This window comes from Phenylobacterium parvum (genome assembly GCF_003150835.1).
In the GTDB taxonomy this organism is placed as follows: Bacteria; Pseudomonadota; Alphaproteobacteria; order Caulobacterales; family Caulobacteraceae; genus Phenylobacterium; species Phenylobacterium parvum.
The window spans coordinates 525881-551463 of record NZ_CP029479.1; the positions used below are offsets into that span (position 1 = coordinate 525881).

General features: G+C 68.1%; 12 protein-coding genes. 9 read left to right on the plus strand and 3 right to left on the minus strand.

Annotation, left to right across the window (positions count from 1 at the left end):
- Positions 1 to 140 precede the first annotated feature (140 nt).
- The 5 genes from HYN04_RS02565 to HYN04_RS13735 all read left to right on the plus strand — a co-directional run bounded on the left by HYN04_RS02565 (position 141) and on the right by HYN04_RS13735 (position 17167).
- The gene (locus tag HYN04_RS02565) at positions 141 to 12473 is read left to right on the plus strand and encodes a YDG domain-containing protein (protein WP_162599514.1); all 12333 of its coding nucleotides are present in this window, start codon (positions 141 to 143) and stop codon (positions 12471 to 12473) included.
- A gap of 41 nt (positions 12474 to 12514) precedes the next feature.
- Positions 12515 to 14257: a ShlB/FhaC/HecB family hemolysin secretion/activation protein gene (locus HYN04_RS02570; RefSeq protein ID WP_206749506.1), complete on the plus strand. Its 1743-nt coding sequence runs from the start codon at positions 12515 to 12517 to the stop codon at positions 14255 to 14257.
- A 27-nt stretch (positions 14258 to 14284) separates the two neighbouring features.
- Positions 14285 to 15214, plus strand: coding sequence for a Coq4 family protein (locus HYN04_RS02575; protein WP_110449312.1), 930 nt, complete (start codon positions 14285 to 14287; stop codon positions 15212 to 15214).
- Between the two features lie 104 nt (positions 15215 to 15318).
- Positions 15319 to 16947 (plus strand): long-chain-fatty-acid--CoA ligase, encoded by a 1629-nt coding sequence (locus tag HYN04_RS02580; RefSeq protein ID WP_110449313.1) that lies wholly within the window; start codon positions 15319 to 15321, stop codon positions 16945 to 16947.
- A gap of 85 nt (positions 16948 to 17032) precedes the next feature.
- Complete coding sequence (locus tag HYN04_RS13735; RefSeq protein WP_277870400.1) at positions 17033 to 17167, plus strand: hypothetical protein; 135 nt, start codon at positions 17033 to 17035, stop codon at positions 17165 to 17167.
- 19 nt (positions 17168 to 17186) lie between these two features.
- Here HYN04_RS13735 and HYN04_RS02585 read toward each other — a convergent pair whose 3' ends face one another.
- Positions 17187 to 18077 (minus strand): MBL fold metallo-hydrolase, encoded by an 891-nt coding sequence (locus tag HYN04_RS02585; protein WP_110449314.1) that lies wholly within the window; start codon positions 18075 to 18077, stop codon positions 17187 to 17189.
- Between the two features lie 8 nt (positions 18078 to 18085).
- Positions 18086 to 18502 carry a protein tyrosine phosphatase family protein gene (locus tag HYN04_RS02590; RefSeq protein WP_110449315.1) on the minus strand — a complete coding sequence of 139 codons (417 nt, stop codon included), beginning with the start codon at positions 18500 to 18502 and terminating at the stop codon, positions 18086 to 18088.
- A gap of 117 nt (positions 18503 to 18619) precedes the next feature.
- Between HYN04_RS02590 and HYN04_RS02595 the strand changes: the two genes are divergently transcribed.
- Together HYN04_RS02595 and HYN04_RS02600 are read left to right on the plus strand one after the other, a co-directional pair.
- A complete protein-coding gene (locus tag HYN04_RS02595) occupies positions 18620 to 19543 on the plus strand; it encodes an ABC transporter permease subunit (RefSeq protein ID WP_110449316.1) in 924 nt (307 codons plus the stop codon).
- Complete coding sequence (locus HYN04_RS02600; RefSeq protein WP_110449317.1) at positions 19540 to 20421, plus strand: ABC transporter permease; 882 nt, start codon at positions 19540 to 19542, stop codon at positions 20419 to 20421. Before HYN04_RS02595 ends, HYN04_RS02600 begins: the two co-directional genes overlap by 4 nt.
- A 6-nt stretch (positions 20422 to 20427) precedes the next feature.
- Here HYN04_RS02600 and HYN04_RS13385 read toward each other — a convergent pair whose 3' ends face one another.
- Positions 20428 to 20982 carry a hypothetical protein gene (locus HYN04_RS13385; RefSeq protein WP_162599515.1) on the minus strand — a complete coding sequence of 185 codons (555 nt, stop codon included), beginning with the start codon at positions 20980 to 20982 and terminating at the stop codon, positions 20428 to 20430.
- Between the two features lie 294 nt (positions 20983 to 21276).
- On the opposite strand from HYN04_RS13385, the gene HYN04_RS02610 reads away from it, so the two are divergent.
- Together HYN04_RS02610 and HYN04_RS02615 are read left to right on the plus strand one after the other, a co-directional pair.
- Positions 21277 to 24240: a TonB-dependent receptor plug domain-containing protein gene (locus tag HYN04_RS02610; RefSeq protein WP_110451262.1), complete on the plus strand. Its 2964-nt coding sequence runs from the start codon at positions 21277 to 21279 to the stop codon at positions 24238 to 24240.
- Between the two features lie 78 nt (positions 24241 to 24318).
- On the plus strand, positions 24319 to 25575 hold the full coding sequence (locus tag HYN04_RS02615) for an aspartyl/asparaginyl beta-hydroxylase domain-containing protein (protein ID WP_110449319.1): 1257 nt from the start codon (positions 24319 to 24321) through the stop codon (positions 25573 to 25575).
- Positions 25576 to 25583: the final 8 nt, after the last annotated feature.

The window sequence follows — 25583 nt, forward strand, 5'->3', positions numbered from 1 at the left end:
CTGGAAATCCCCTTCATCCGTTAGTTAACAACACGTTAGCTATTTACATTTGCCTTTTGTTTCGCAACGTGACCCTACGGTGAAATGTACTGCTGGCGGAATTCTCCGTCGGACGCAGGGTTCGGGAGTATCGTGTCAAGGTGGTCGATCAGGTTGTCGTTTCCGGATCGCCCGGTGAGGGCGTGGTGGGGACGCCCCGTGCCTGCAACCCTGCGCGCCTGACAACCCGCACCGGCAGTCGGCCCGGCCGGCTGAAAACCCTTCTGATGGCGGGGGTCTTCGCTGGCCTCTCCAGCTCCGCCTTCGCCGCCGGCGCGCCCGAACTGCCCAGTGGCGGCGTTTTCGTCGCCGGCTCCGGCGCCATCACCAATCCCTCATCCTCCGCCCTGCAGGTGCGGCAGTCCAGCGCCCGGGGCGTGATCGACTGGCGGTCCTTCTCCATTGGCCAGGGCGGCGTCGTCACCATCCTCAATGGCCAGGGCGCCACGCTGAACCGGGTGACCGGCGGCCAGATGTCCATCCTGAGGGGCGGCCTGACGGCCACGGGCTCGGTCTATCTCGTAAATCCGCAGGGCGTCGTCGTCGGCCCCGAAGGACGGATCCTGGCCGGGGGAACGATCGGCCTGTCGACCCGGGACATCAACACGTCGGCCTTCATGAGCGGCGGGTCCCTGACCGCGCGGGGCGAATCCGTGGGCGAGGTCAGCAACCTTGGCCGCATCCTCTCCCGCCGGGGCGATGTCTTCCTGATCGGCGCCTCCGTCTTCAACAGCGGGGACATTTCTGCGTCCAGCGGCGTCGCCGGGCTGGCGGCTGGGGACGAGGTCCTCATGGCGCCCGCCGATGGCGCCCGCGGCCTCTACGTCGCCGCCGGCGCCGGTCGTGGGGACGTCACCACCTCGGGGCGGATCGAGGCGGCGTCCGCCGCCCTCGTCTCGGCTGGAGGCTCTGTCTACACCCTTGCCGGGAACCGGACCGGATCGATCCAGGCGACCGGCGTGCGCAACGCCGGCGGCGAAGTCTGGCTCTCTGCGCCTGAGGGCGAGGTCAGGGTCGACGGCCGGGTCGAGGCCCGAAATGGCGGCCAGATCACGGTTTCAGGTCTGGATGTCGTCGTGGAATCCGGCGCCGTCCTCGACGCCTCGGGCGCGTCCGGCGGAACGGTGCTCGTCGGCGTGACGGCGCCCCAGACCGGACTGTCCCGCTCCACCACCATCGCCTCGGGCGCCACCATCCTTGCCGGCGGTCCTGCAGGCGGCGGCATGGTCGAAACCTCCGGCTACCTGATGACGATCGGCGACGCCGTGATCCGGGCAGGCGAAGGCGGCCAGTGGCTGGTGGACCCGGTCGACCTGACCATCGACGCCGCAGCGGCCTCCACCATCGTCTCGGCCCTCAATGGCGGGACCAATGTCACCCAGGTGACAGACGCAACGAGCGCGGCCGGGGCGGGCGTGCAGACCCCCGGCGAGGGCGACATCACGGTCGCCGCCCCGATCGCCTGGTCCGGCTCGGGTTCGCTCACGCTCAACGCCTACCGCGACGTCGTCGTTTCCTCCGCCATCACCGGCACGGGCAGCGGCGGCCTGTCGCTCATCGCCGGCCGCAACATCTCGACGACGGCGGCCGCCACCGCCTCGACCCTGAACTTCACCGCGGCGGCGGGATCGATCACCACCTCCGCTGCAGGCGCCCTCTCCGGACCCAACGGGGTGACGCTGAGTTCGCTCAACGCCATCAACCTCGGCGCGGGGGTCTCCAACGCGACCAGCGGGCAGATCCAGATCACCAACGCCTCGCAGATCTACCTCGGCGGACCGGTGGATGGGCGTGCGGTGACGATCAGCGCCAACGGAGCCACCCTCCAGAGCGGTGCATCGGCCACGATCACCGGCCTGAATGGCGTCTCCCTCTTCGCCAACACCGGGATGAACCTCGGCGCAGCGGTGACCAACACCCTGACAGGGTCGGGTACGCTGTCGATCACCAGCGGCGGCACGGTGAACCTGGGGCAGGTGGTCGGCCGGTCCGCCACCGTCCTAGCGACCAGCGGGTCCCTGAGCCTTGCGAGCCTGAACTCCGGGACCTCGGGCGCCGCCACCGTGTCGGCCTCGCATAACGTCACCGTCACCGGGAACATCACCTCGCAGGGCGCACTGGCCGTCACTGCGACGGGCGGCGCCGCCAGCGTCAATTCCATTACGGGAAGCTCGACCGTCACCGTAACGGCGGGCGGCGCCCTGTCGACCTCCGGGGCCGTCGCCGGCGTCGGCGGCGTGACCCTGCGCTCGGGCGGCGCCTCGACCCTCGGCGCTTCGGTGGCGAACACGGGTTCCGGCGCCCTGACCGTCAGCTCCGGCGCCGGCGTCACCGTCTCCGGCGCCGCCTCCGGCCCGACGGTGTCCATCTCCGCCAATGGCGGCGACCTGACCATCGGCGCATCGGGTTCCGTTTCGGGGACCAACGGCGTCACCCTGGGGACAACGGGGAACTTCATCAACAACCGCGGCGCGACGGGCGTCCAGTCCTCGGCCGGGCGCTGGCTGATCTACTCGACCAGCCCCACGACCAACACGCTCGGTTCGCTGGCCTTCGACTTCGTCCAGTACGCCGCGACCTATCCGGCTGACGGCGCCGGGGCGACCGCCCCCGCGCAGGGTTCGGGCAACGGCCTCCTTTACAGCCTCGCCCCGATCCTCTCCTTCGACCTGACCGGCACGATCTCCAAGACCTACGACGGCACGACGACGGCGACCCTGGTCCCGGCCAACCTGGTGGCTACGGGACTCGTCGGCTCTGACAGCCTGACGGTCACGGCGGCCTATACCACGGCGAACGCCGGCAACCAGATCGGGGTCACCGCCTCCGCGCCCGTCCTCACGAACGCCGGCAAGCCGGTCTACGGCTACAGCATCCCGACGCCGTCAGTGACCGCCTACATCGGGACCATCGCCCGCAAGTCCGTCACCGCCTCGATCGTGGGCAACCCCACCAAGATCTACAACAAGAGCACCCTCGCCAGCCTCAGTTCCGGGAACTTCCTGCTCAGCGGGTTCATCGCCGGGCAGGGCGCCACGGTCGTCTCGACAACGGGAGCGACCTACGACTCCAACCAGGCGGGCGCCCGCACGGTGACCGCCGGCCTGGAAGTGACCAGCTTCTCCGCGTCCGGCGGCACGAACCTCTCGAACTACGACCTCCCGACCCTCGCCACAGGCGCCGGCACGATCAACAAGGCGACCGTCCGGGTGGTCGGGGTGCTCTCGGGCAACAAGACCTACGACGGCACGACGACCGCCAGCCTCGACATCTCCCAGGCCCTTCTGTTCGGCGAAGTGGCCGGCGACGCCGTCTCCCTGGTGTCCGCTTCTGCGGCCGGCGCCTACGCCTCCGCCAATGTCGGCGCAGGGCAGGCCATCACAGTCACCGGCTTCGCCCTCACCGGCGCCTCGGCCGCCAACTACACCCTGGTCCAGCCCCAGGGCCTGAGCGGCAGCATCACGGCGCGCGGCCTCTCGATCGTCGGCCTGTCGGCGCAGAACAAGGTGTACGACGGGAATGCGACGGCCACGCTGAACCTGGCCGGCCTTACCCTGGGCGGTGTGATCGCCTCGGACGTCGGCCAGGTGAGCCTGTCCTCCGGCGGCGCCAGCGGTACTTTCGAGACGTCCAATGTCGGTGTCGCCCTGAGGGTGACGGCGACCGGGTTCGGGCTCACCGGCGCCAAGGCTGGCAACTATTCGATCGGCAACCTGACCCTCTACGCCAACATCACCCAGCGTCCGCTGACGGCGTCGATCACGGGCAATCCGACCAAGGTCTACAACGCGACCTCGACGGCGAACGTCGACACTTCCGCCTACTCGCTTTCGGGCTTCGTGGCGGGACAGGGCGCCACCCTGACGCCCAAGGCCACCGCCTATTATGACAGCGTGAACGCCGGCGCGCGGACGGTGAGCACCCTCATCGCCACGCCGGACATCATCGCCAACGCCGGCACCCTGCTCAGCAACTACATCCTGCCCACCACGGCCACCGGCGCGGGAACGATCACCAAGGCGGCGGTGACCTTCAACATCGTCGGAAACCCGACCAAGGTCTACGACGCCAACACGGTCGCGACCCTGTCGCCCTCCAACTTCCAGGCCGTCGGCCTGATGGCGGCGGACTCCCTGACGGTCACCCAGACCACCGGGACCTATGCCTCGGCGAACGCCGGCTCCTGGCTGGTGACGGCGGATCTGACGGGCAAGATCTCGGGCGCGGCCTCGCTGTTCAATAACTACACCTTCGCCACATCGGCGAGCGGCACCGGGTCCATCACCCGCGCGCCCCTCTCGGAGGGCGGCCCGGGGCCGATCTTCAATCTCAACGGCCAGCTCGTCGGCAACCCTACCAAGGTCTATGACGGGACCGACGTCATCACAGGCCTGACCTCGGCCAACTTCGTGCTCACGGGCCTCCAGGGCGCGGACACCATCCAGGTCGTGAAGACGACCGGCGTGTTCGAGAACGTGAATGCGGGCGTCCAGCGGGTCCGCGTCGACCTCAACAGCGATTCGGCGACGACGACGGACTATCTGGCGGGACCGGGCACCCTGCTCACGAACTATGTCCTGCCCTCGTCCCTGGCCGGCAATGGGACAATCACGCCCAAGCCGATTGCCATCAGCCTGACGGGTGATCCCACCAAGACCTACAACGGCAGCAATGTCGCGGTCCTGACCAGCGCCAACTACAGCTTCAGCGGCCTGGTGGGCTCGGACTCCATCGTCGTCGGACAGGCCGCCGAGGCCTTCTACGACTCCGCGAACGCTGGGGCGCGCAACGTCACTGTCACCCTCAAGGCGACGGACCTCCAAGGCGCAGGATCCACTCGGCTTTCCAACTACATCATCCCGGGGATGGTGACCGGATCGGGGACGATCCTGCAGGCGCCCCTCCGGGTCCTGTTCGCGCGCGCGAACGACAAGACCTACGACGGCACCAATGTCGGCAGCCTCGACCTCTCCCAGGCCATACTGTTCGGGGGCGTAACCGGTGACGTGGTGTCCCTGAACACGGGCGCCGCCACGGCGACTTTCGCGACCAGCAATGCAGGCTCGGGAATCGGGATCACGGTCGGCGGCCTCAGCCTCTCCGGGGCCAGCGCCGCCAACTACACCATCGTTCCGCTCACCAGCCTGACAGCCACGATCAACCGCCGAGGACTCAGCGTCTCGGGGGTCTTCGCGAACTCGCGGACCTACAATGCGACCACGGTCGCCACCCTGAACACGGCCGGCGCCGCCCTGAACGGCGTCCTGGCCGGGGATGTGGGGCAGGTCAGCCTGAACCTGTCGGGTGTGGGCGGAACCTTCCTCTCTCCCTTCGTCCGCAATGGGATCCCGGTGACCGCGTACGGCTTCGCCCTGAGCGGCGCCAAGTCCGACAACTACACCGTGGCCCAGCCGGGCGGACTGTCCGCCAACATCACGCCGGCGCCCCTGACGGCGACGGTGATCTCCACGCCGACCAAGACCTACGACGGGTCGACCTCCGTCAGCGTGCCGGTGGCCGGCATCACGGTCTCCGGCTTCTTCGGGACGGATGGCGCCACGGTCGGGCAGTATGCGGGCGCCGCCTTCGATTCCGCCGACGCCGCCGCCAGCGTCGGCCTCTCGGTGACCCTCCGGGCGCCCGACTTCGTCGCCACGGGGTCCACCGACCTCTCGAACTATCAGTTCCCCACCACCGCCCTCGGGACCGGGACGATCAACCGCGCCGCCCTGGCGGCCCTGGTGATCAACCGTCCCACCAAGGTCTATGACGGGGCGACAGGCGCGACCGTGTCGTCCGGGAACTTCCGGCTCATCGGCTTCGTCGGCGGGCAGGGCGCCAACGTCAACGCGACCTCCGGGACCTACAGCTCCCCGAACGCTGGCGACCGCACGGTTTCGGTCACCTTCGCCGGCGCCAGCGACTTCACAGCCAACGCGGGGACCAACCTCGCCAACTACATCCTGCCGGGTTCGGCCTCCGGGGCCGGGACGATCAGCCAGAAGGCGCTTTCGGTCTCCATCATCGGCAACCCCGCCAAGACCTACGATGGTACGACCGCCGCCACCTTTACCTCGGCCAACTTCTCGATCTCGGGCCTGGTCGGCTCCGACAGCTTCAACGTGACGAAGACGACGGGGACCTATGACAGCGCCGACGCCGGCGCGCGCACGGCCTCCGCAACCCTCGCCTCGGCGGACTTCTCGGCGGTGGGTGCGACTGTCGCGGGCAACTACACCTTCGCGACCAGCGCCTCAGGCGTTGGCCAGATCAACCCCAAGTTCCTTTCGATCACGCGGGTCGAGCGGGTCTACAACTCCCTGGATACCGTGGCGGGTTCGACCTTCACCCTCGCCGGGATCGTGGCGTCGGATGTCGGCGCCGTCGGGATCGACACCGCGCTGGTCACGGGCGCCTTCGACAACAAGAACGTCGGGACGGGGAAGGCCGTCGACCTCGGCGGGCTTGCCCTGACCGGGGCCCGGGCCTTCAACTACGGGCTGGCCGTGCCGGTGGCGGGCTCGCCCATCGGTGTCATCACCAGGGCGTCCCTGACCTTCTCTGGCCCGACCGCCGTCAGCCGCGTCTATGACGCGAGCCGGATCGCCCAGATCGACAACACTGCGCCCATCGTCTGGAGCGGCCTGTTCTCCGGCGACGTGGTGAACCTCGACAACATCCCGACCACCGGGCTGTTCGACACGAAGAACGTCGGGGTCAACAAGCCGGTCTCAGTCAGCGCCTACAGCATCACCGGGGCGGACGCCGGGAACTACAGCCTCGTCCAGCCTGCAGGACTGACGGCCACCATCACCCCGCTCAGCGGGGCCCTGTCGATCACCAGCGTGGTCAAGACCTACGATGGGTCGACGGCCCTTCCGTCCGCCAGCTCCGGATATACCTTGGCGGGCGCCCTGCCGGGCGATGTCGTCACGGTCGCCTCGGCGACGGGCGCCGGGTTCGCCTCAAAGGACGCCGCCACCGGCCTCAGCGTCACCATCGCCAGTGTCACCCTCGGCGGCGCCGACGGAGGCAACTACGTGGCCCCGACGGGTCCGGCGACGCCCAACACCATCGGGACGATCAACCGCAAGGCGCTCGCCGCTTCCGTCAGCGGGAATCCCACCAAGACCTATGACGGGACCACCACCGCCACCCTGACCTCCTCTGACTATTCGGTCAGCGGCTGGGTCGCCGGCGAAGGAGCCACGGTCACCAAGACCATCGGGACCTACAATTCGGCGAATGCAGGCTTCCCCTATACCGGCCGGACGGTGACGGTCTCCCTGGCGGGATCCGACTACACGCCCACCGGATCGACCCTCCTGTCCAACTACGTCCTGCCGACCACGGCTGCCGGCGGCGGCACGATCAACCGGGCGCTCCTGACGGTCAGCGGCGTGACCTCGTCGGACAAGATCTACGACGGGAACACCACTGCGGCGGTCAACAGCGGCGGAGCGGCCCTGGTCGGGGTTGTCGCCGGAGACGTTGGACAGGTCAGCCTGACCACGGCGTCTGCGACGGGAGCCTTCGCCAGCGCGAACACCGGGACCTGGACCGTCACCTTCGCGGGCTTCGGCCTGTCGGGCGCACAGGCCTCGAACTACACCCTGACCCAGCCGGCGTCGGTCACCCAGACCATCGCCACCAAGCTGGTCTCGGTGGCCTCGGTCACCAAGGTCTACAACCGCAGCACGGCGGCCACCCAGGCCTCGGGAGCGACCTACACCCTCTCGGGAGTCCTCGCCGCCGACGCCGCCCAGGTGGCCGTCAACGCCGGGACGGTGACGGGGAGCTATACTGCGGGCTGGGATGTCGGGACCGGCCTCGAGGTCGCCCTCGCCAACCTCGGCCTGACCGGCGCAAAGGCCGGCAACTATGCGATCGCCGCGACCCAGACCTCGAACATCGGGGTCATCACCCAGGCGCCGATCTACATCTCGGGGATGACGGTCACCACCCGGGCCTACAACGGGACGACCTTGGCGACCCTCGACACCTCCGGTGCGACCTTCACCGGCCAGTTCGCCGGCGACACCTTCGGGATCAAGTATCCGACCACCGGGACCTTCGCCTCGAAGGACGCCGGGACCCACGCCGTCACGCCGGGCACGCCGTTGTTCATCGTTCCGCCGATCCCGGGGACGGGGTTTGAGAACTACTACATCGTCAACCAGTCCGGCATGACGGGCGTCATCACGCCCGCGCCCCTGTCGATCTCGATCGTCGGCAATCCGACCAAGGTCTATGACGCAACCACCGCGGCGACCCTGGCGGCGGGCAACTACAGCCTGTCCGGCCTCGTGGGTTCGGAAACCTTCACGGTCAACCAGACCGCCGGGACCTACAGCTCGGCCGACGCCGGGTCGCGGACCGTGACAGCCAGCCTTTCGGCCGCCAACTTCACGGGCGCCAGCGGCGGGCTGATCGCCAACTACAGCTTCCCGGCGACAGCGACCGGGTCGGGGACCATCACCCCGAGGCCGGTTTCAGCGTCGATCTCCGGGGCGTCGCGCGCCTATGACGGGACCAATATCGCGACCCTGGCCCCTGGCAGTTTCAGCCTGTCCGGCTTTGTCGCCGGCCAGGGCGCCACCGTGACCCAGACGTCCGGCATATACAGCGGGTCCGATGTCGGGAGCTGGGGCATCAGCACTACCCTGGCCCCGGGCCAGTTCACGGCGAACGCCGGCACGAACTTCGCCAACTACATCCTGCCGATCTCGGCGACCGGGACCGGCGTCATCACGCCCAGGGCCTTGAGCGTCGCGATCATTGGCAACCCGACCAAGGTCTATGACGGCGCGACCGCCGCCGTCCTGTCGTCGGCGAACTACAGCCTCTCCGGCTTCATCAGCGGCCAGGGCGCCAGCGTCAACAAGGCGTCCGGGGTCTATGACCAGGCCAACGCCGGCGCCCGCACCGTAACCGCCTCCCTCGCCGCCGGCGACTTCTCGGCGAATGCGGGGACGAACCTTTCCAACTACACCCTCCCGGTCACCGCCAGCGGCGTCGGTACGATCAGCCAGAAGGCTCTGACGGCCTCCATCATCGGCAACCCGACCAAGGTCTATGACGGCGCGACCGGCGCGGTCCTGTCAGCGGCCAACTTCAGCCTCTCGGGCTTTGTCGCCGGCCAGGATGCAACCGTCACCAAGACTTCCGGCGTCTATGACCAGGCCAACGCCGGCGCCCGGACGGTGACGGCTTCCCTGGCGGCGGGGGACTTCTCGGCCGTCGGCGCCACCAACCTCGCCAACTATGTGCTTCCGGTGTCGGCCTCCGGCGTCGGGACGATCAGCCAGAAGACCCTGACCGCCTCCATCATCGGCAATCCAACAAAGGTCTATGACGCCACGACCGGAGCGGTCCTTGCGGCGGTCAATTACAGCCTCCTGGGTTTCGCCACCGGCGAGGGCGCGACGGTGACCCAGACCTCGGGAACCTATGCCTCGGCCGATGCCGGCTCTCGGAGCGTGACTGCGGCCCTGGCGGCCGGTGACTTCACCGCTGTCGGCGCCACGAACCTGTCCAACTATGTGCTTCCGGTATCGGCTGCCGGCGTCGGGACGATCAGCCAGAAGGCCCTGACGGCCTCCATCATCGGCAACCCGACCCGGGCGTATGACGGCACGACCGGCGCGGTCCTGTCAGCGGTCAACTTCAGCCTGTCGGGCTTTGTCGCCGGACAGGACGCAACCGTCACCAAGACCTCTGGCGCCTATGACCAGGCCAATGCCGGGACCCGGACGGTGACGGCCTCCCTGGCGGCGGGGGACTTCTCGGCTGTCGGCGCCACCAACCTCGCCAACTACACCCTACCCGCGACCGCCAGCGGTACGGGGAGCATCACGCAGAAGGTCATATCCGCGACGGTCATCGGCACGCCGACCAAGGCCTATGACGGCTCGACGTCCGCGACCCTTTCCGCCGCCAACTACAGCCTCACGGGTTTTGTCGCCGGAGAGGGCGCGACCGTGACACAGGCTTCCGGAACCTATGCCTCGGCCGATGCAGGCGCCCGGAACGTGACGGCGACCCTGGGCGCCGGGGACTTCACCGCGGTCGGCGGCGCCAATTTCGCCAACTATGTGCTCCCGACCAGCGCGGTCGGCGCCGGTGTGATCAACCCCCGCACCCTCAGCCTCAGCCTCATCGGCGTCCTGGGCAAGACTTACGACGGAACCGCCTCGGCGGTCCTTACGGCCGCGAACTTCAGCCTGACCGGATTCGTCGCGGGCCAGGGCGGGACGGTCTCCAAGACCTCAGGGACCTACGACTCAGCCAATGCGGGCGCCCGGACCCTGACCGTGAGCCTGGCGAGCAGTGACTACACCCTGAACGCCGGAACCCTGGCTTCGAACTATGTCCTGCCGACCAGCGCCTCCGCCGCGGCGACCATCGATCCCAGGACCTTGACCGCCTCCATCATCGGCAACCCGACCCGGGCGTATGACGGCGCGACAGCTGCGGTCCTGGCCTCGTCGAATTACAGCCTTTCGGGTTTTGTCGCCGGTCAGGGCGCCAGCGTCACCAAGACCTCCGGGGTCTATGACCAGGCCAACGCCGGCGCCCGCACCGTGACGGCCAGCCTCGCTGCAGGCGACTTCTCGGCGACGGGGGGAACCCTGCTTTCCAACTACCTCCTGCCTGTCTCTGCCGCCGGAGCCGGAACCATCAATCCCAAGGCTCTGACAGCCCTTGTGGTGGGTAACCCGACCAAGACCTATGACGGGACGACGGCCTCCGTGCTCGGAGGCTCCGACATCACTCTCATCGGCTTTGTCGCCGGAGAGGGCGGTTCGGTTTCCCGGGCGACGGGGTCCTATGACTCGGCGAACGCGGGCGCCCGCACGGTCACGGCGGGGCTGTCGGCGGTCGATATTGTCCTGTCCGGCGGCGCCAACCTGTCGAACTATATCCTGCCCACCTCGGCGACAGGGGTCGGGACCATCGATCCGAAGCGGCTGACCGCCTCGATCATCGGGAACCCGGTCAAGGTCTACGACGGAAACGCGGTCGCGACCCTGGTGGCGGCGGATATCAGCCTCGCAGGCTTCGTCGCGGGGCAGGGCGCAACCGTAACCCGCACGACCGGGAGCTACGATTCAGCGAACGCCGGTCAGCGCACGGTGACGACCAGCCTGAACCCGGCGGACATCTCCGCCAACGCGGGGACCCGCCTCGACAACTACATCCTGCCGGCCTCGGCCAGCGGGGTGGGCCGTATTGATCCGCGGTCCCTCACCCTCTCGGTATCCGGGGATTACTCCAAGACCTACGACGGGGTTCAGACGGTGGTCCTGACCTCGGGCTCCCTGGTCCTCAGCGGGTTTGCGCCGGGCGAGGGCGGAACGGTTTCGGCGGGCTCCGGCGTCTTCGACTCCGCAGACGCGGGCAGCCGCCAGCTCACGGTGACCGTGTCCCAGGGCGACTATGTCCTGACGGGCGGCGCAGTCGCTTCCAACTATATCCTGCCGACCTCCGCCTCCAGACAGGCGACCATCCAGCCCCGGGCCCTGACCCTGGAGCTGACGGGGCGGCCGACCAAGACCTACGACGCGACGGATCTCGCCACACTGACGGCGGCCGACTTCCGCCTCTCCGGCTTCGTCGCCGGCCAGGGCGCGACGGTCACCCAGACCCGCGGGACCTATGCCTCGGCGGACGCCGGGCAGAGGGCGGTCTCGGTGGTCCTCGGCGCGGGCGACTTTGCCGCACAGGCCGGGACCCGGCTCGCCAACTACGTCCTTCCGACCGCCGCCACCGGCGTGGGACAGATCAACCGGGCGACCCTGACCGCCTCGATCACGGGGAACCCCACCAAGACCTATGATGGAAACGCTACGGCGACGCTGGTTCCCGGCAACTACGTCCTGGCCGGGCTGGCCGCTGGCCAGACGGTGACGGTCACCCGCACGTCCGGCGCCTACGACTCGGCGGAGCCCGGTTCGAGGACGGTGACGGCGGGCCTGTCCGCCGGGGACTTCACCGCGGGCGGCGGCGTGTCCCTGGCCAACTACATCCTGCCCACCCTTGCGACCGGCCCCGGGACCATTGAGAAGGCGACCACGGGCGATCCCGTCAAGGACATCCTGATTGGTCTGGGCGTGCCAGAGAACGAAGCGGGCGCCACCTCCCAGCAGGCGGCCTTCGCCGGTGGGACGCCGAGGGTCTACATTCCCTTCCCCGCGCCCGGCGCGCTCTCGACGCTGCGCAACAATGGCATGGCGTCCCTCCCCGCGATCCTCCAGGGGCAGAGCGGACGGACCGCCAGCGGGCTCCAGGGCGGGTTGGCGACGGTGGATAGCGGAGCACCTGTGATCAACGTGCTGGACTCCATCCTTCTCCAGGGAGCCCGCAGCAAGAGCTGGACGATCTTCGTGCCCATGGCTCCCGGCGCCTCCGAAGTCGAGCCGGGAGACCAGTAGGCGTGTCCCGAATGAGCAGAGGCTCGCGCCTCGCCCCCTGTATGTCGGCGTTCCTCGTCGCAGCCGCCCTGACCCTGGTGGGGCAGGCGGCCATGGCGCAGAACTACCCCAGGGTGGCGCCGCGCCTTCCTGAGGGCGCCGAGACAGCTCCGGTCTCGCCACCCCGGCCCTCCGAGGCTGAGCGGGACCGCCGACCGCAGGACGCCGACCCTGTCCTGCTTTCGGTGCTGAAGGGCGTCGTGTTTGTGGATGGCCCCTTCAAGCTCAAGCGCGAGGGGCTGGCCCCTGACGCCGCGGGTGCGTCGGGCGTCGATACCGGCGGACTTGCAGATCTAGAGACCCCCGAGTTCCGGGCCCTTGTCGCCCCCTATGTCGGTCGTCCCTTTCGCCTGTCAGACCTCGACGAACTCCGCGAGGCGGCCCGCAGCTGGTACATTGAGCGTGGCAAGCCCTTCCTCGACGTGACGGCTCCGCCCCAGAACGTGACCTCAGGCGTGGTCCAGATTGTTGTCACCCAGTACCGGCTCGGTGAGGTGTCGGTCGCCGGGAACAAGCATTTCTCCGAAAAGGTGGTCCGTCGGCCCCTGACCCTGAAATCCGGTGAGTACCTCTATCTTCCGCGGATCGAGGAGGATCTGGACCGGCTGAACGAGAACCCCTTCCTGAGCGTCAACGCCGTCTTCCAGCCCGGCAAGGTCACGGGCGAGACCGACCTGATCCTTCAGGCTTCCGACCAGCGGCCCGTCCGCGTCTATGCCGGATACGACAACCGGGGCTATCGGCAACTCGGCCTCGACCAGATGGAATTGGGTGTGAACTGGGGCAACGCCTTCGGGGCGGGCCACATCCTCTCCTACCAGCACACGCGCTCCTTCACAGGTCGCTTCACGGCCCATTCCGCGAGCGGCGTTTTTGGCGTGGGGCCCAAGGACAAGCTGCTGATCTTCGGCAGCTACTCGACTGTCCGTCCACGGATCGCTGATGGTTTCAACAATGTGGGCCATTCCGGCCAGGCCAGCGCACGCGCATCCCGCGCCCTTCCCCCGATCGGGCGCGCCTCCGGAAACGTCCAGGGCGGTTACGACTTCAAGTTCACGGACAACAACCTTGAGTTCGCCGGGGTCGAGATCTTCGATTCCAAGCTCGAGGTTCACCAGTTCCCCATCACCGTCCTGCTCAACATCCCCGATAGCTTCGGCCAGACCAGCATCGCCAACGACCTGGTTATGAGCCCGGGTGACCTTTCGGACCGCAATACCGACGCCGCTTTCGACGCCCTGGTCCCGGGCGCCAAGGCCCGCTATGTCTATGACCGGTTGTCGGTCACGCGAACGACGCGGCTGCCCCGCAACATGACCTGGGTCGTCCGCGCTTCAGGCCAGGTCGCCAGCGGAAATCTTCCGAACAGTGAGCAAATCGGCGGCGGGGGCTCCGGCAGTGCGCGGGGGTATTACCCCGACACTGCCGTGGGCTCGAGCGGGGTGATCGTGAACACCGAACTGCGTTTCCCGCCCTTCAGTCACTCAGCCCTGATCGCCCCGAAGAGCCGGGTGGGCGACGCCCTCCAGGCCGGTCTCTTCTACGACTTCGTCGATATCCGCCAGGTAAAGGAAGTCGAGGGGGGCTCACCGCCCGCGAGGCTGGAGAGCGTGGGTTTCCTGCTGAACTATGAGGCGGCGAAGAGACTGGACCTGGCGATCGATGGCGGGGTGCAACTCCGCAAGGGACCGAACGAGGTTAAGAAGGGCGGCTATGTCGCCGTCTCGGTCACCCTGAGTTTCTGACCTGCCGACGGGAAGGGACGAGCGCGGATGACGGATTTGCGCGAAAGCTTCGCCGCCCGGGTTCGCTCCGGTCCTGACGGTTCCATCCCGGGCCCTGACGACGCCTTGGGCCCCGACCGCAGGGAAGCGGCCGATGTCGCCCACGCCGCCTTCGCCGCCCCCTGGCGCCTCCACGAGGTTCTGGACGGTTTCGCAAATCGTCGGAGTACGGAGCATCAGGTGGAGCTGGTTACTGATGCTGTCCCCGACCTTCCGGCCCTGCCGGTTCCCGAGGCGCTCTTCCAGGCGCTGTGGTCGATCATCGACGGCGCCGGCGGGGATCGTTCAGCCCTGGAGTTCACCCAGGCGACGGCCGCCCTCGGCGGCCATCTGGATCCTGGCTTCCAGGCCGCGCAGTTGGCGGTCAGTCGGGATTGGCCCGGCGTGGCGGAGGCCGCCGAACAGGGTTGGCCAGAACCCTTCACCCTGGCGCAGCTCGCAGCTGCTCCCAGCGGTTCCCTTGCAGCGACATTTCACCACCTGATCGTCGAGAACGGATTTGACCTGGAGGTGCTGGACCGTGACGCCCTGTCCCTCCGGGACCTCCCCGCACCCCTCGACTATCTCAACGCGCGGATCCTGCAGGTCCACGACCTCTGGCATCTGGTCGGCGGCTACCGGACCACGGGTCTGCACGAGATCGCCATTTCGGCCTTCCAGCTGGCCCAGTTCGGCCACGCCTATTCCGGCTTCGTGCTGGCTGTGACCCTGGCTTCGGCCTCCGCGGACCCGACCCGCTACATGGTGCTTTCGGGCGTCATCGCGGCGGCCTGGAGGCATGGACGCATGACGCCCCCTCTCCTGGGTGTCGACTGGCCCGCGCTCTGGGATCGCCCCCTGGAGGACGTACGCCGGGCCCTGGGCGTGGAAGCCTTTGAGTCCCCCTGGCCTGCGGACCTCTTTGAACGCGCCGCCTGACGCCGCGCTGTCGTCCCGGCGCCGTTGCCTCGGGCAGGCCGAGTCCCTACTTTCCCGACCGGGCGCGCGCAGGCGCCCGGAACCCAGCCCACGGAGGATTTTCCATGCTCGGCAGAATGCAGGACTGGCCGCTGACCGTTGACCGGATTCTGGATCACGCCAAGGCCTGGCATGGCGACCGCGAGATCGTCTCCCGCTCGGTCGAGGGGCCGATCGTCCGCACGACCTACGCCGAGGTCCACGGCCGGGCCAAAAGGATCTCCAATGCGCTGAAGGCCTTGGGCATCCAGCAGGGCGACCGGGTCGCCACCCTGGCCTGGAACACGGCCCGTCACCTGGAGGCCTGGTACGGCATCATGGGGATCGGCGCCGTCTGCCATACCCTGAACCCGCGCCTGTTCTCCGAGCAGCTGGTCTACATCATCAACCATGCCGAAGACCGGGTCATCTTCACCGACCTGACCTTCCTGCCGGTCCTCGCCCAGATCCGCGACCAGATCCCCACCGTGAAGCACTTCGTGGTCCTGACCGACGAGGCGCACATGACGGGCGAACTGCCCGGCGCCCTGGCCTACGAGACCCTGATCGACACCCATTCCGAGGACTGCGTCTGGGGCGGGTTCGACGAGAACAGCCCGGCGGGCCTCTGCTACACCTCCGGGACCACAGGCAACCCGAAGGGGGTCCTGTACTCCCACCGGTCGAACTTCCTGCACACCCTGGTGACCGCCGGCGTCGACGTCATGGGCCTGGGGGCGGTCGAGACCGTCCTTCCGGTGGTGCCCATGTTCCACGCCAACGCCTGGGGTATCGCCTTCTCCGCGCCCGCCGTGGGCGCCAAGCTGGTCATGCCGGGCCCGAAGCTCGACGGCGCCTCCGTCCATGAGCTGCTGGAGTCCGAGAAGGTCACCTTCTCGGCCGCCGTGCCCACGGTCTGGCAGATGTTGCTGACCCACCTGCGCCAGACCGGCGGCAAGCTCTCCACCCTCAAGCGGGTGGTCATCGGCGGCTCAGCCGTGCCCGAGGCCATCGTCCGTGGATTCCGCGACGAGTTCGGCGTCGACGTCACCCACGCCTGGGGCATGACCGAGACCTCGCCCCTGGGCACCCTGGCCAATCCTTCGGCCAAGGTCGCCGAGATGGACGACGAGACCCAGCTGAAGTTCAAGCTGAAGCAGGGCCGCCCGCCGATCTGCATCGACCTGAAGCTGGTGAATGACGAGGACCAGCGCCTTCCGCACGACGGCTCGACCTTCGGCCGGCTGATGGTCAAGGGCCCCTTTGTGGTCGGCCAGTACTTCAAGGGCGATGGTGGTGAGATCCTCGACACCGAGGGCTTCTTCGACACCGGTGACGTCGCGACCGTCGACGAGTACGGCTACATGCAGATCACCGACCGCTCGAAGGACGTCATCAAGTCCGGCGGCGAGTGGATCAGCTCCATCGAGATCGAGAACATCGCCGCCGGCCATCCTAAGGCCGAGCTGGCCGCCGTGATCGGCGTGGCCCACCCCAAGTGGGACGAGCGGCCCCTGCTGCTGGTGAAGCTCCGCCCCGGCGAGGCTGGAACCAAGGAGGAGTTCCTGAAGTTCCTCGAAGGCAAGATCGCCAAATGGTGGACCCCCGATGACGTCGTCTTCGTGGACGACATCCCCCTCGGCGCCACGGGCAAGATCGACAAGAAGCTGATCCGCCAGCGCATGGCCGACTACGTCCTGCCGACGGCCGGCTGACCCTGAGCCTGTCGCCGTCTTGACCTCGATCAAGGCGGCGGCGGCGCAGGCGGGGCAGGATGCCTGGGTCACGAGGAGTTTTCCCATGCCCCACATCCCCGCCGCCGAGCAGGCCTATCTGCTGACCGTCCTCTGCGCCTTCGCCGTCTTCATCCTGGCGCTGGGCAGCGTTTCGACCCGCATCATGCTGGATCGCAGGGATCCGCCCGCCAGGGGCTGACCGGCTTCGCCGGCGGCCCTCAGGGCCGCCTGTAGGTCGACGCCGGGCCGGGTTCGCCGTCGCAGGTCAGGACTCCCCGGCGCACCAGGTCGATGGCGTGGCCCAGCAGGGAGTTGGCCGCCGCCGGGTGCAGCCGCCGATCCACGGCGGCGTAGAGCTCCGGCACCATTTCGGCGATCCGGCCCACCCCCTTGTCCACACAGGCCAGGAACTGGGCCTCGCGGCCGCGTCGGTGCGCCGCATAGGCGGTGATGAAGGGCGCAACCTCGGTGATCGGCGGCCCATGGGTCGGCCAAAGGGTGTCGAACTTCCGGTCCGCCACCTTCTGCAGGCTGTCCATGTAGGCGGTCATGTCCCCGCCAGGCGGCGACACCACCGTCGTCGACCAGCCCATGATGTGGTCGCCGGAGAAGAGCGAATTCTCCTCATGCAGGGCGTAACAGATGTGGTTGAGGGTGTGGCCCGGGGTGGCGACCGCCTCCAGGGTCCAGCCTGGCCCCCGGATGATCTCGCCGCCGCGGATCACGATCTCGGGCCGGAAGCTCTCGTCCTCGTCCGCCTCCACCACGATCCCGTCTGCGGCGCCGATCCGGGATGGGGGGCAGCCGTGGATCCTCGCCCCGGTCCGGGCCTTCAGCGGGCCGGCGAGGGGAGAATGGTCCGAATGGTGGTGGGTGATCAGGATGTCGGTGATCGTCTCGCCCGCGGTGGCCGCCAGGATCGCTTCCAGGTGTTCTGGCAGGTCCGGGCCGGGGTCGATCACCGCCACCTGTCCCTTGCCGATGATGTAGGTGCCCGTGCCGAGGAAGGTGAAGGGGCCGGGGTTGTTCGCCACGACGCGGCGGATCAGGGGCGAGACCTGGTCACAGGCGCCGTACTCGAAGGTGATGTCCTTGACGAAGGGGATCATGGCCGGCCTCACATCGGCCGCGGCAGTGCGCCGGACAGGTCGTAGCCCGCCGCAGCCGCCAGGGCGACCAGGGCCTCCCGGTCATGGTCGCCGGCCCGCAGGGAGCCCAGGGCCCAGGCCGTGATCGATCGGGTCCCCGACCGGCAGTAGGCGAGGACCGGACCGGGCGCCTCGGACACCGCGGCGAAGACGGCGTCGGCCGTTGCGCCGTCCGGCATGCCCGCGAAGGGGATATGTACGAACTCCAGGCCCGCAGCCTGCGCCGCCGCCTTCATCTCCGCCCCGGTGGGTTGGCCGGGGCCCTCGCCGTCGGGACGATTGCAGACCACCCGGACAAAGCCCTGCGACGCAGCGGCGGCCAGGTCCTGCGGTGCGACCTGCGGGGAGACGGAGAGGCGTTCGGTGACGCGGTGGAACTCGGACATGGGCCTATTCTCCAGACGTCCCGCCGTCTGTGGGGGCGGGTGCGTTGACATCATCGGGGGGGGATGGAAGTTTCGCAATCCGCAGGCCCGCAAAAAGACCTCGTCACGGCTTCCCCCATGTTGCGCTTCATCGCCCGTCGACTGCTCGTGGCCGGGCCCACCCTGCTGGTGGTGATCACCCTGGCCTTCTTCATGATGCGCGCCGCACCCGGCGGGCCCTTTGACTCCGAGCGGAACCTGCCGCCGGCGGTGGAGCAGAACCTCAAGGCCCGCTACGGCCTCGACCGGCCGCTGACGGAGCAGTACCTGGCCTATCTGGGCGGCGTGCTGCGCGGCGACTTCGGGCCCTCGCTGAAGTACCCCGACAAGACCGTGGCCGACATCCTGAAGCAGAACGCCCCGGTCAGCCTCAGGCTCGGCCTCGCCTCGATGATCCTCGCCCTGGCGGTGGGGGTCTCGCTGGGCGTGCTGGCGGCCCTGCGGCGGAATGGCCTTGTCGATGTCGGCGCCATGGGCCTTGCCATACTGGGCGTCTGCGTGCCGACCTTCGTCACCGCGCCCCTGCTGATCCTGCTCTTCGGCTCGACCCTGCAGTGGCTGCCGAACGGCGGCTGGAACGGCGGGGCCCTGCCCAACATGATCCTGCCCGTCATCGTCCTGGCGCTTCCCCAGGCGGCCATACTGTCGCGCCTGACCCGGGCTGGGATGATCGAGGCCCTGGCCGCTGGCCACGTCCGCACCGCCCGGGCCCGGGGCCTGCCTGAAAGGGCGGTCGTCCTGCGCCACGCCCTGCGGCCCGCCCTGACGCCCCTGGTCAGCTATCTTGGCCCCGCCGCCGCCGGACTCCTGACGGGATCCCTGGTGGTGGAGAAGATCTTCAACCTTCCGGGCCTTGGGAAGTTCTTCGTCATCAGCGCCCTGCAGCGCGACTACACCGTGGTGATGGGCATGATCGTGATCTACGCCGGCCTCGTCCTGCTGTTGAACCTGCTGGGCGACCTGATGCTGGCCGTGGTCGATCCCCGGGTGCGCCTGACATGACCGACCTCGCCGCCAATCCCGCCTCCGCTGCGCGGGGCCGCAGCCTGACCGACGACGCCCTCGCCCGCCTGCGCGCCAACCGCGCCGCGACCTTGAGCCTGGCCGTCCTCGTCCTGATGACCCTCTTCGCCATCTTCGGGCCCATGCTCAGTCCCTGGCCCTATGACCAGGTGAACAAGGACCATGTCTGGGTCCCGCCCCTCACCGATGGCCACCTCCTGGGGACCGACGCCCTGGGGCGCGACCTTCTGGCGCGCCTCGCCATGGGCCTTCGCGTCTCCCTTGCCATCGGCCTGGTCGCCACCCTTGTCTCCCTGGTGATCGGCGTCGCCTGGGGGGCGACGGCGGGCTACATCGGGGGGGTGGTCGACGAGGCCATGATGCGGGTCGTCGACGTCCTCTACGCCTTGCCCTTCATCTTCTTTGTCATCCTGCTGATGGTGGCCTTCGGGTCGAACATCCTGCTGATCTTCGTGGCCATCGGCGCCGTGGAGTGGCTGACCATGAGCCGGATCGTCCGCGGGCAGACCCTTTCGCTGAAGCAGAAGGAATTCATAGAGGCGGCCCGCGCCGCCGGCCTCGGCCGGCTGGCCATCGTCGCCCGGCACATCATTCCCAACCTTCTGGGGCCGGTCGCGGTCTACGTCACCCTGACCATCCCGGCGGTGATCCTGGCTGAGAGCTTCCTGTCCTTCCTGGGCCTGGGCGTGCAGCCGCCCATGGCCTCGCTGGGCACCTTGATCTCGGCGGGCGCCCAGGACATGGAGATGGCCTGGTGGCTGCTGGTCTTCCCGGCCCTGGCCATGGCGGCGACCCTGGCCGCCTTCAACTTCATCGGCGACGGCCTGCGGGACGCCCTGGACCCCAAGGACCGCTGAGGGGGCCTATTCCTCGCGCCGGGCCCGGAAGGACCTTTGTCCGTCGACGCTCATGAGATAGCTGCCGAGGGCGGCGCTTCTGATGACGACCTTTGAGCCCGGCCGGGGCTCACGGCCGACACGCTCGGTGTCCGTCTGGCGCCAGGTTGAGCCGTTCTCCAGCGAAAGGACCCACTTCCCGTCACGGGACATCCGCGCTGCCGTCACGGAGGTTTCCACCTGACGGATCGGTTCCGCGTCTTCGGCGCGGCCCTGGCCAGAGGGGGCGAGGAAGGCGAGGGAGGGGAGGGAGAAACCGAAGGCCTGCCGGCGCACCTCCTCAACCTGTGCGCGGTCCACCACCACAACGGATCCGCCGGCCTGAGCCCTAGCAAGGGCCGCAGAACGCTCGTCGAAGCAGGCCAGTCGCGCCGCGCTGTCAGCGACCGCCCGGCATTCCAGAAGGCCGCCGAGGGCTCCCGAAGGGGCTGGCGATTCCGGTCGGGGCGCAGCGCGAACCTGGCCAGCAGCTGCAACGACGAGAAGGGCTGAAAGCACGCAGCCGCGGAAATGAGAGGGCATCAGAGAGTTCCTGCCGGAGTGAAGGCGTGATTTGCACCCTGCCAGCGGCCCATCGTCAATGCACTCTGGCCCGGCGGCGGGGACATCTGCGGCAGCCGCTCAACTGTGGCGCTTTTGCGACACGCGACGGACGCCTTGAGTAGGGATGGCCCTATCCGCGTTGACCATGGTGCAGAGCCTGTGAAATGAAGTCCACAAGACACAGCCCCTATTTGGGGCGAAGGTGTCTTTGCGTCTTGAAACCATTCCCGGTCTCGCCCCCAGGGCGGACCTGTCGGAGGACGAACCTTGAAGATGAAGTCCATGCGCGAGCGCCTGTTGGCGACGTCTATGATCTGCGGCGCGGCCCTGCTCGCCACTCAGGCCTACGCCCAGGGCGCAGCCAATTCCGTTTCTGAGGTCGTCGTTACCGGCTCGCGGATTCAGACCCCGGGCATCCAGTCCGCCAGCCCGATCGTGACGATCGGCTCTGAGCAGATCCGCCAGCAGCAGACCCCGGAAGCGGAAAAGATCCTCCGCCTCCTGCCGACCGCCGTCCCGGGTGACGGCGACGCGGTGAACAACGGCACCGCCGGCGTGACCACGGTCAACCTCCGCGGCTTGGGCGCCCAGCGCAACCTGGTGCTGCTGAACGGCAAGCGGATGACCCCGTACAACATCGACGGCGCCGTGGACCTCTCGCAGGTTCCGACCGCGATCCTGGAGCGCGTCGACGTCATCACCGGCGGCGCCTCCGCCGTGTACGGTTCCGACGCCATCTCCGGCGCCGTGAACTTCATCACCAAGACGGACTTCGAAGGCTTTGAAGCCGACGCCAACTACTCCCAGACGGGCGAAGGCGACGGCAAGATCGTCTCCACCGCCTTCACCGTCGGCGCTAACAGCGGCGACGGCCGCGGTAACGCCGTGGTCAGCGTCAACTACTCCAAGCGCGATGGCGTGCTCTTCGCGGCGCGTCCGCTCGGCCAGCTCGGCATCGTGACCGCCAACGGCGCCAACCTCGGCGCTTCGGCTCCGCCGGCTCCGCCCGCTGGCTGCGGCGGCCCGGGTTCGGTGGCGTCTGGCGGCTCGACCACCACGGTCCCGACCCGCACGCAGATCACCGGTGTCGGCACCACCGCTGGCCAGTTCCGTGAGGACGGCTCGCTGGGCGCGAACTGCTCGGTGTTCAACTTCAACCCCTTCAACTACTACCAGACCCCGCAGGAGCGCTGGGGCGGTTCGGCCTTCGCCACCTACCAGGTGACGGATAACGTCGAAGCCTACGCCAACCTGCTCTACTCCAAGACGGAAGTTCGCCAGCAGATCGCCCCCTCGGGCATCTTCGGCAACTCCTTCTTCGTTCCGCTGGGCAACCCCTTCCTGCAGGCCTCCGCCCGCAACACGCTGATCACCCAGGCAAACGCCGCCCGGGTCGCCGGCACCCTGCCCGGCACCAGCTGGCGTGACCTGAACGCCAATGGCGTCGTCGACGCCGCCGACGATCTCAGCCTCGTGATCCGTCGCCGTACCGGCGAACTGGGCGAGCGGTCCAGCACCTACCAGAACAACGCCTTCCAGTTTAACGCGGGCTTCCGTGGCCAACTGGGCGACTCCTGGGACTGGGAAGCCTTCGTTCAGCAGGGCCAGTCCGACCGGGTCAGCATCGCGGCCGGCTACACCAACGTCACCAACTTCGGCAATGCGCTGAACGCGGTCGTCGGCCCGGATGGCAAGCCGGTCTGCCGCTCGGGCGGCTCCTGCGTGCCCGTCAACGTTTTCGGCGGCTACGGCACCATCACGCCTGACATGGCGCGCTATGTCGGCGCCGTCGGCATCGAGAAGCAGAGCTACCGCCAGACGATCGTCGGGGGCTCGGTCAGCGGCTATGCCGACGCGATCAAGCTTCCGTCGGCCGCCCTTCCGGTGCAGTGGAGCTTCGGCGCCGAGTATCGTGAGGAAGTCGGTGAGACCGTTCCGGACGAATGCCTGAAGCTGGCCCCGGCCAGCTGCCTCGGCGGCGCCGGCGGCAACACCCTGCCCATCAAGGGCGGCTTTGACGTCTACGAAATCTTCGGCGAAACCATCATCCCGGTCTTCTCTGACCTGCCCTTCGCCAAGTCTCTGGAAGTCGAACTGGGCGGCCGTTTCTCGGACTACAACCCCTCCGGTTCGAACACGACCTGGAAGGCGGGCCTGAACTGGGAGCCGGTCGAAGGCCTCCGCGTCCGCGCCATGCAGCAGCGCGCCGTTCGCGCCCCGAACGTGGGTGAACTGGCGGCCCCGCTGGTGTCCGGCCTGCGGAACGCCGTCGTGGACCCCTGCTCGGTGGGCAACGCCTCGGCCCTGGCTGGCAACGCGACCCTCCGGGCTCGCTGCATCTCCACCGGGATGACGGCGGCCCAGGTCGGCACCGTCCAGGACATCGTCTCCGGCCAGATCAGCACCTTCGAGGGCACCAACCTCGCCAAGCTGCCGGGTCCGGAGTCGGCGGACACCACCACCGTCGGCTTCGTCTGGACGCCGGACTACATCCCGGTTGTGTCGCGGCCCTTCCTCTCGGTCGACTACTACAAGATCCGGGTTGAGGACTGGATCGGCACCTACTCCGCCCAGGAAGTCCTTGACGCCTGCTACCAGGGCGGCGTGACCGAGCAGTGCGCGAAGGTCATCCGTATCAACGGCGACCTGGCCTCTCCGGCCGCGGGTATCCAGCTCTTTGTCCAGAACCTCGACTATCTGGAAACCGAAGGCGTCGAACTGAACGCGGGCTTTGGCCTGGGTCTTGAGGACGTCGGCGGTTCCGAAAGCTGGGGTCGTCTGCAGTTCTCCCTCACGGCGAACTACTACATGGTCAACGAGTCCCGCTCGGATCCGACCCTGCCGAAGATCGAGTGCGTCGGGTACTACGGCACCTCCTGTGGTAACCCGACCCACCAGCTCCGCTGGGTGCAGCGCACCAACTGGGAATCCGGCGCCTTCTCGCTCGGCTACCAGTGGCGCTACCAGGACGAGGTCTCGATCGAAGAGACCCAGAAGTCCGGCACCTTCAGCAAGTTCCAGTCGATCAAGGCCTACAACTACCTCGACCTGAACGGCTCCTGGGCGATCAACGATGCGGTGCGCCTCAGCGCTTCCGTGCGGAACGTGTTCGAGGAAGAGCCCCCGATCGTTGGTAACGAGGCGGCCACCACCTCCGCCAACAGCGGCAACACCCTGCCCTCGAACTACGACACCCTGGGCCGGGTCTTCGCCGTGGGCCTGAACGTCCGGTTCTAATCCCGTCAGGGACGAGATCCATGGGGGGCGGCGGATTTCTCCGCCGCCCCCTTTTCTTTGTCTTCAGGAGCCGAGAGCATGGCGGTGATGGCGTGGGCTGATGCGGCTCGGGCTGCGGCGAGAATTGGCCGCTGGACGGAAGCCGAGACCCTCTGGCGGCAGGTCCTCGAGGCTGACGCCCGTCACCCGGAAGCCCTCTACAGCCTGGGCGTGCACGCGCTGCAGGCCGGTCGGACCGACGAGTCCGTCGATCTTCTTTCCCGAGCCTGCGAGGCCGCGCCCCAGGAGGCTACGGTCTGGGTCTTTCTCAGCACCGCCCTGCGGACCGCCGGGCGCCCTGACGAGGCCTGGGAGGCGATCCAGAGCGCCCTTGTCGCAGACCCTTATTCGCTTCCCGCACTTCTCTCCCGCGGAGGTCTGCTTGAGGACACCCAGGGACCCGCGGCGGCCCTGACCAGCTATCGCAACGCCCTGAAGGTGGCGCCGCCGTCACAGCACTGGCCGCCACATCTTCGCGGCCAACTGGAACATGCTTCCCAGGTCGTTGAGGCTGAAACCCGGGCCTACCAGGACTATCTTGTCCAAAGCCTCAGCGGCCTGATCGCCCAGGGAGCGCCGGCCGACCGGCCCAAGTGGCGCGAGGCCCTGTCGATATTGTCAGGGGCGAGCCGGCCCTACCTGTCCGATGCGAACCAGCTCTACATGCCGCGCCTGCCGGCCATCCCCTTCTTTGAACGCAGGCATTTTCCATGGATCGAGGCGCTGGAGAGCCATACCGACACGATCCGAAAGGAGCTCGAGGCGGCGCTGGCGAAATCAAGCGGCGCCTTCAACCCCTACATCACCTACGCGCCGGGCCAGCCCGTGAACCAGTGGGCTGAACTGAACCATTCGGATCGCTGGAGCACACTGGACCTCTGGAAAAGCGGGACGGCGGCGCCTGAGAACCAGAGGATCTGTCCGGCGACAACCCAAGCCCTGGCCGAGGTTGACCTGGCCCGGATCGAGGGGCTCTGCCCGAACGTCATGTTCTCCGCCCTTGCGCCGCGGACCCGGATTCCCCCGCACCATGGCGAGACGAACGCCCGGCTGATCGCCCACCTGCCCCTGGTTGTCCCGCCTGACTGCGAGTTCAGGGTCGGGTTCGACCGAATCCAGTGGCGGCCTGGCGAGGTCATCGTGTTCGACGACACCCTGGAACACGAAGCCTACAACGGAAGCGACCTCCTCAGGACCGTCCTGATCTTTGACGTCTGGAACCCGCTCCTGAGCGAAGACGACCGGGCCATCATCCTGGCCATGGCCGCCGCAGCGCGCACCTACAGGGCCGACTGAGCGACAGG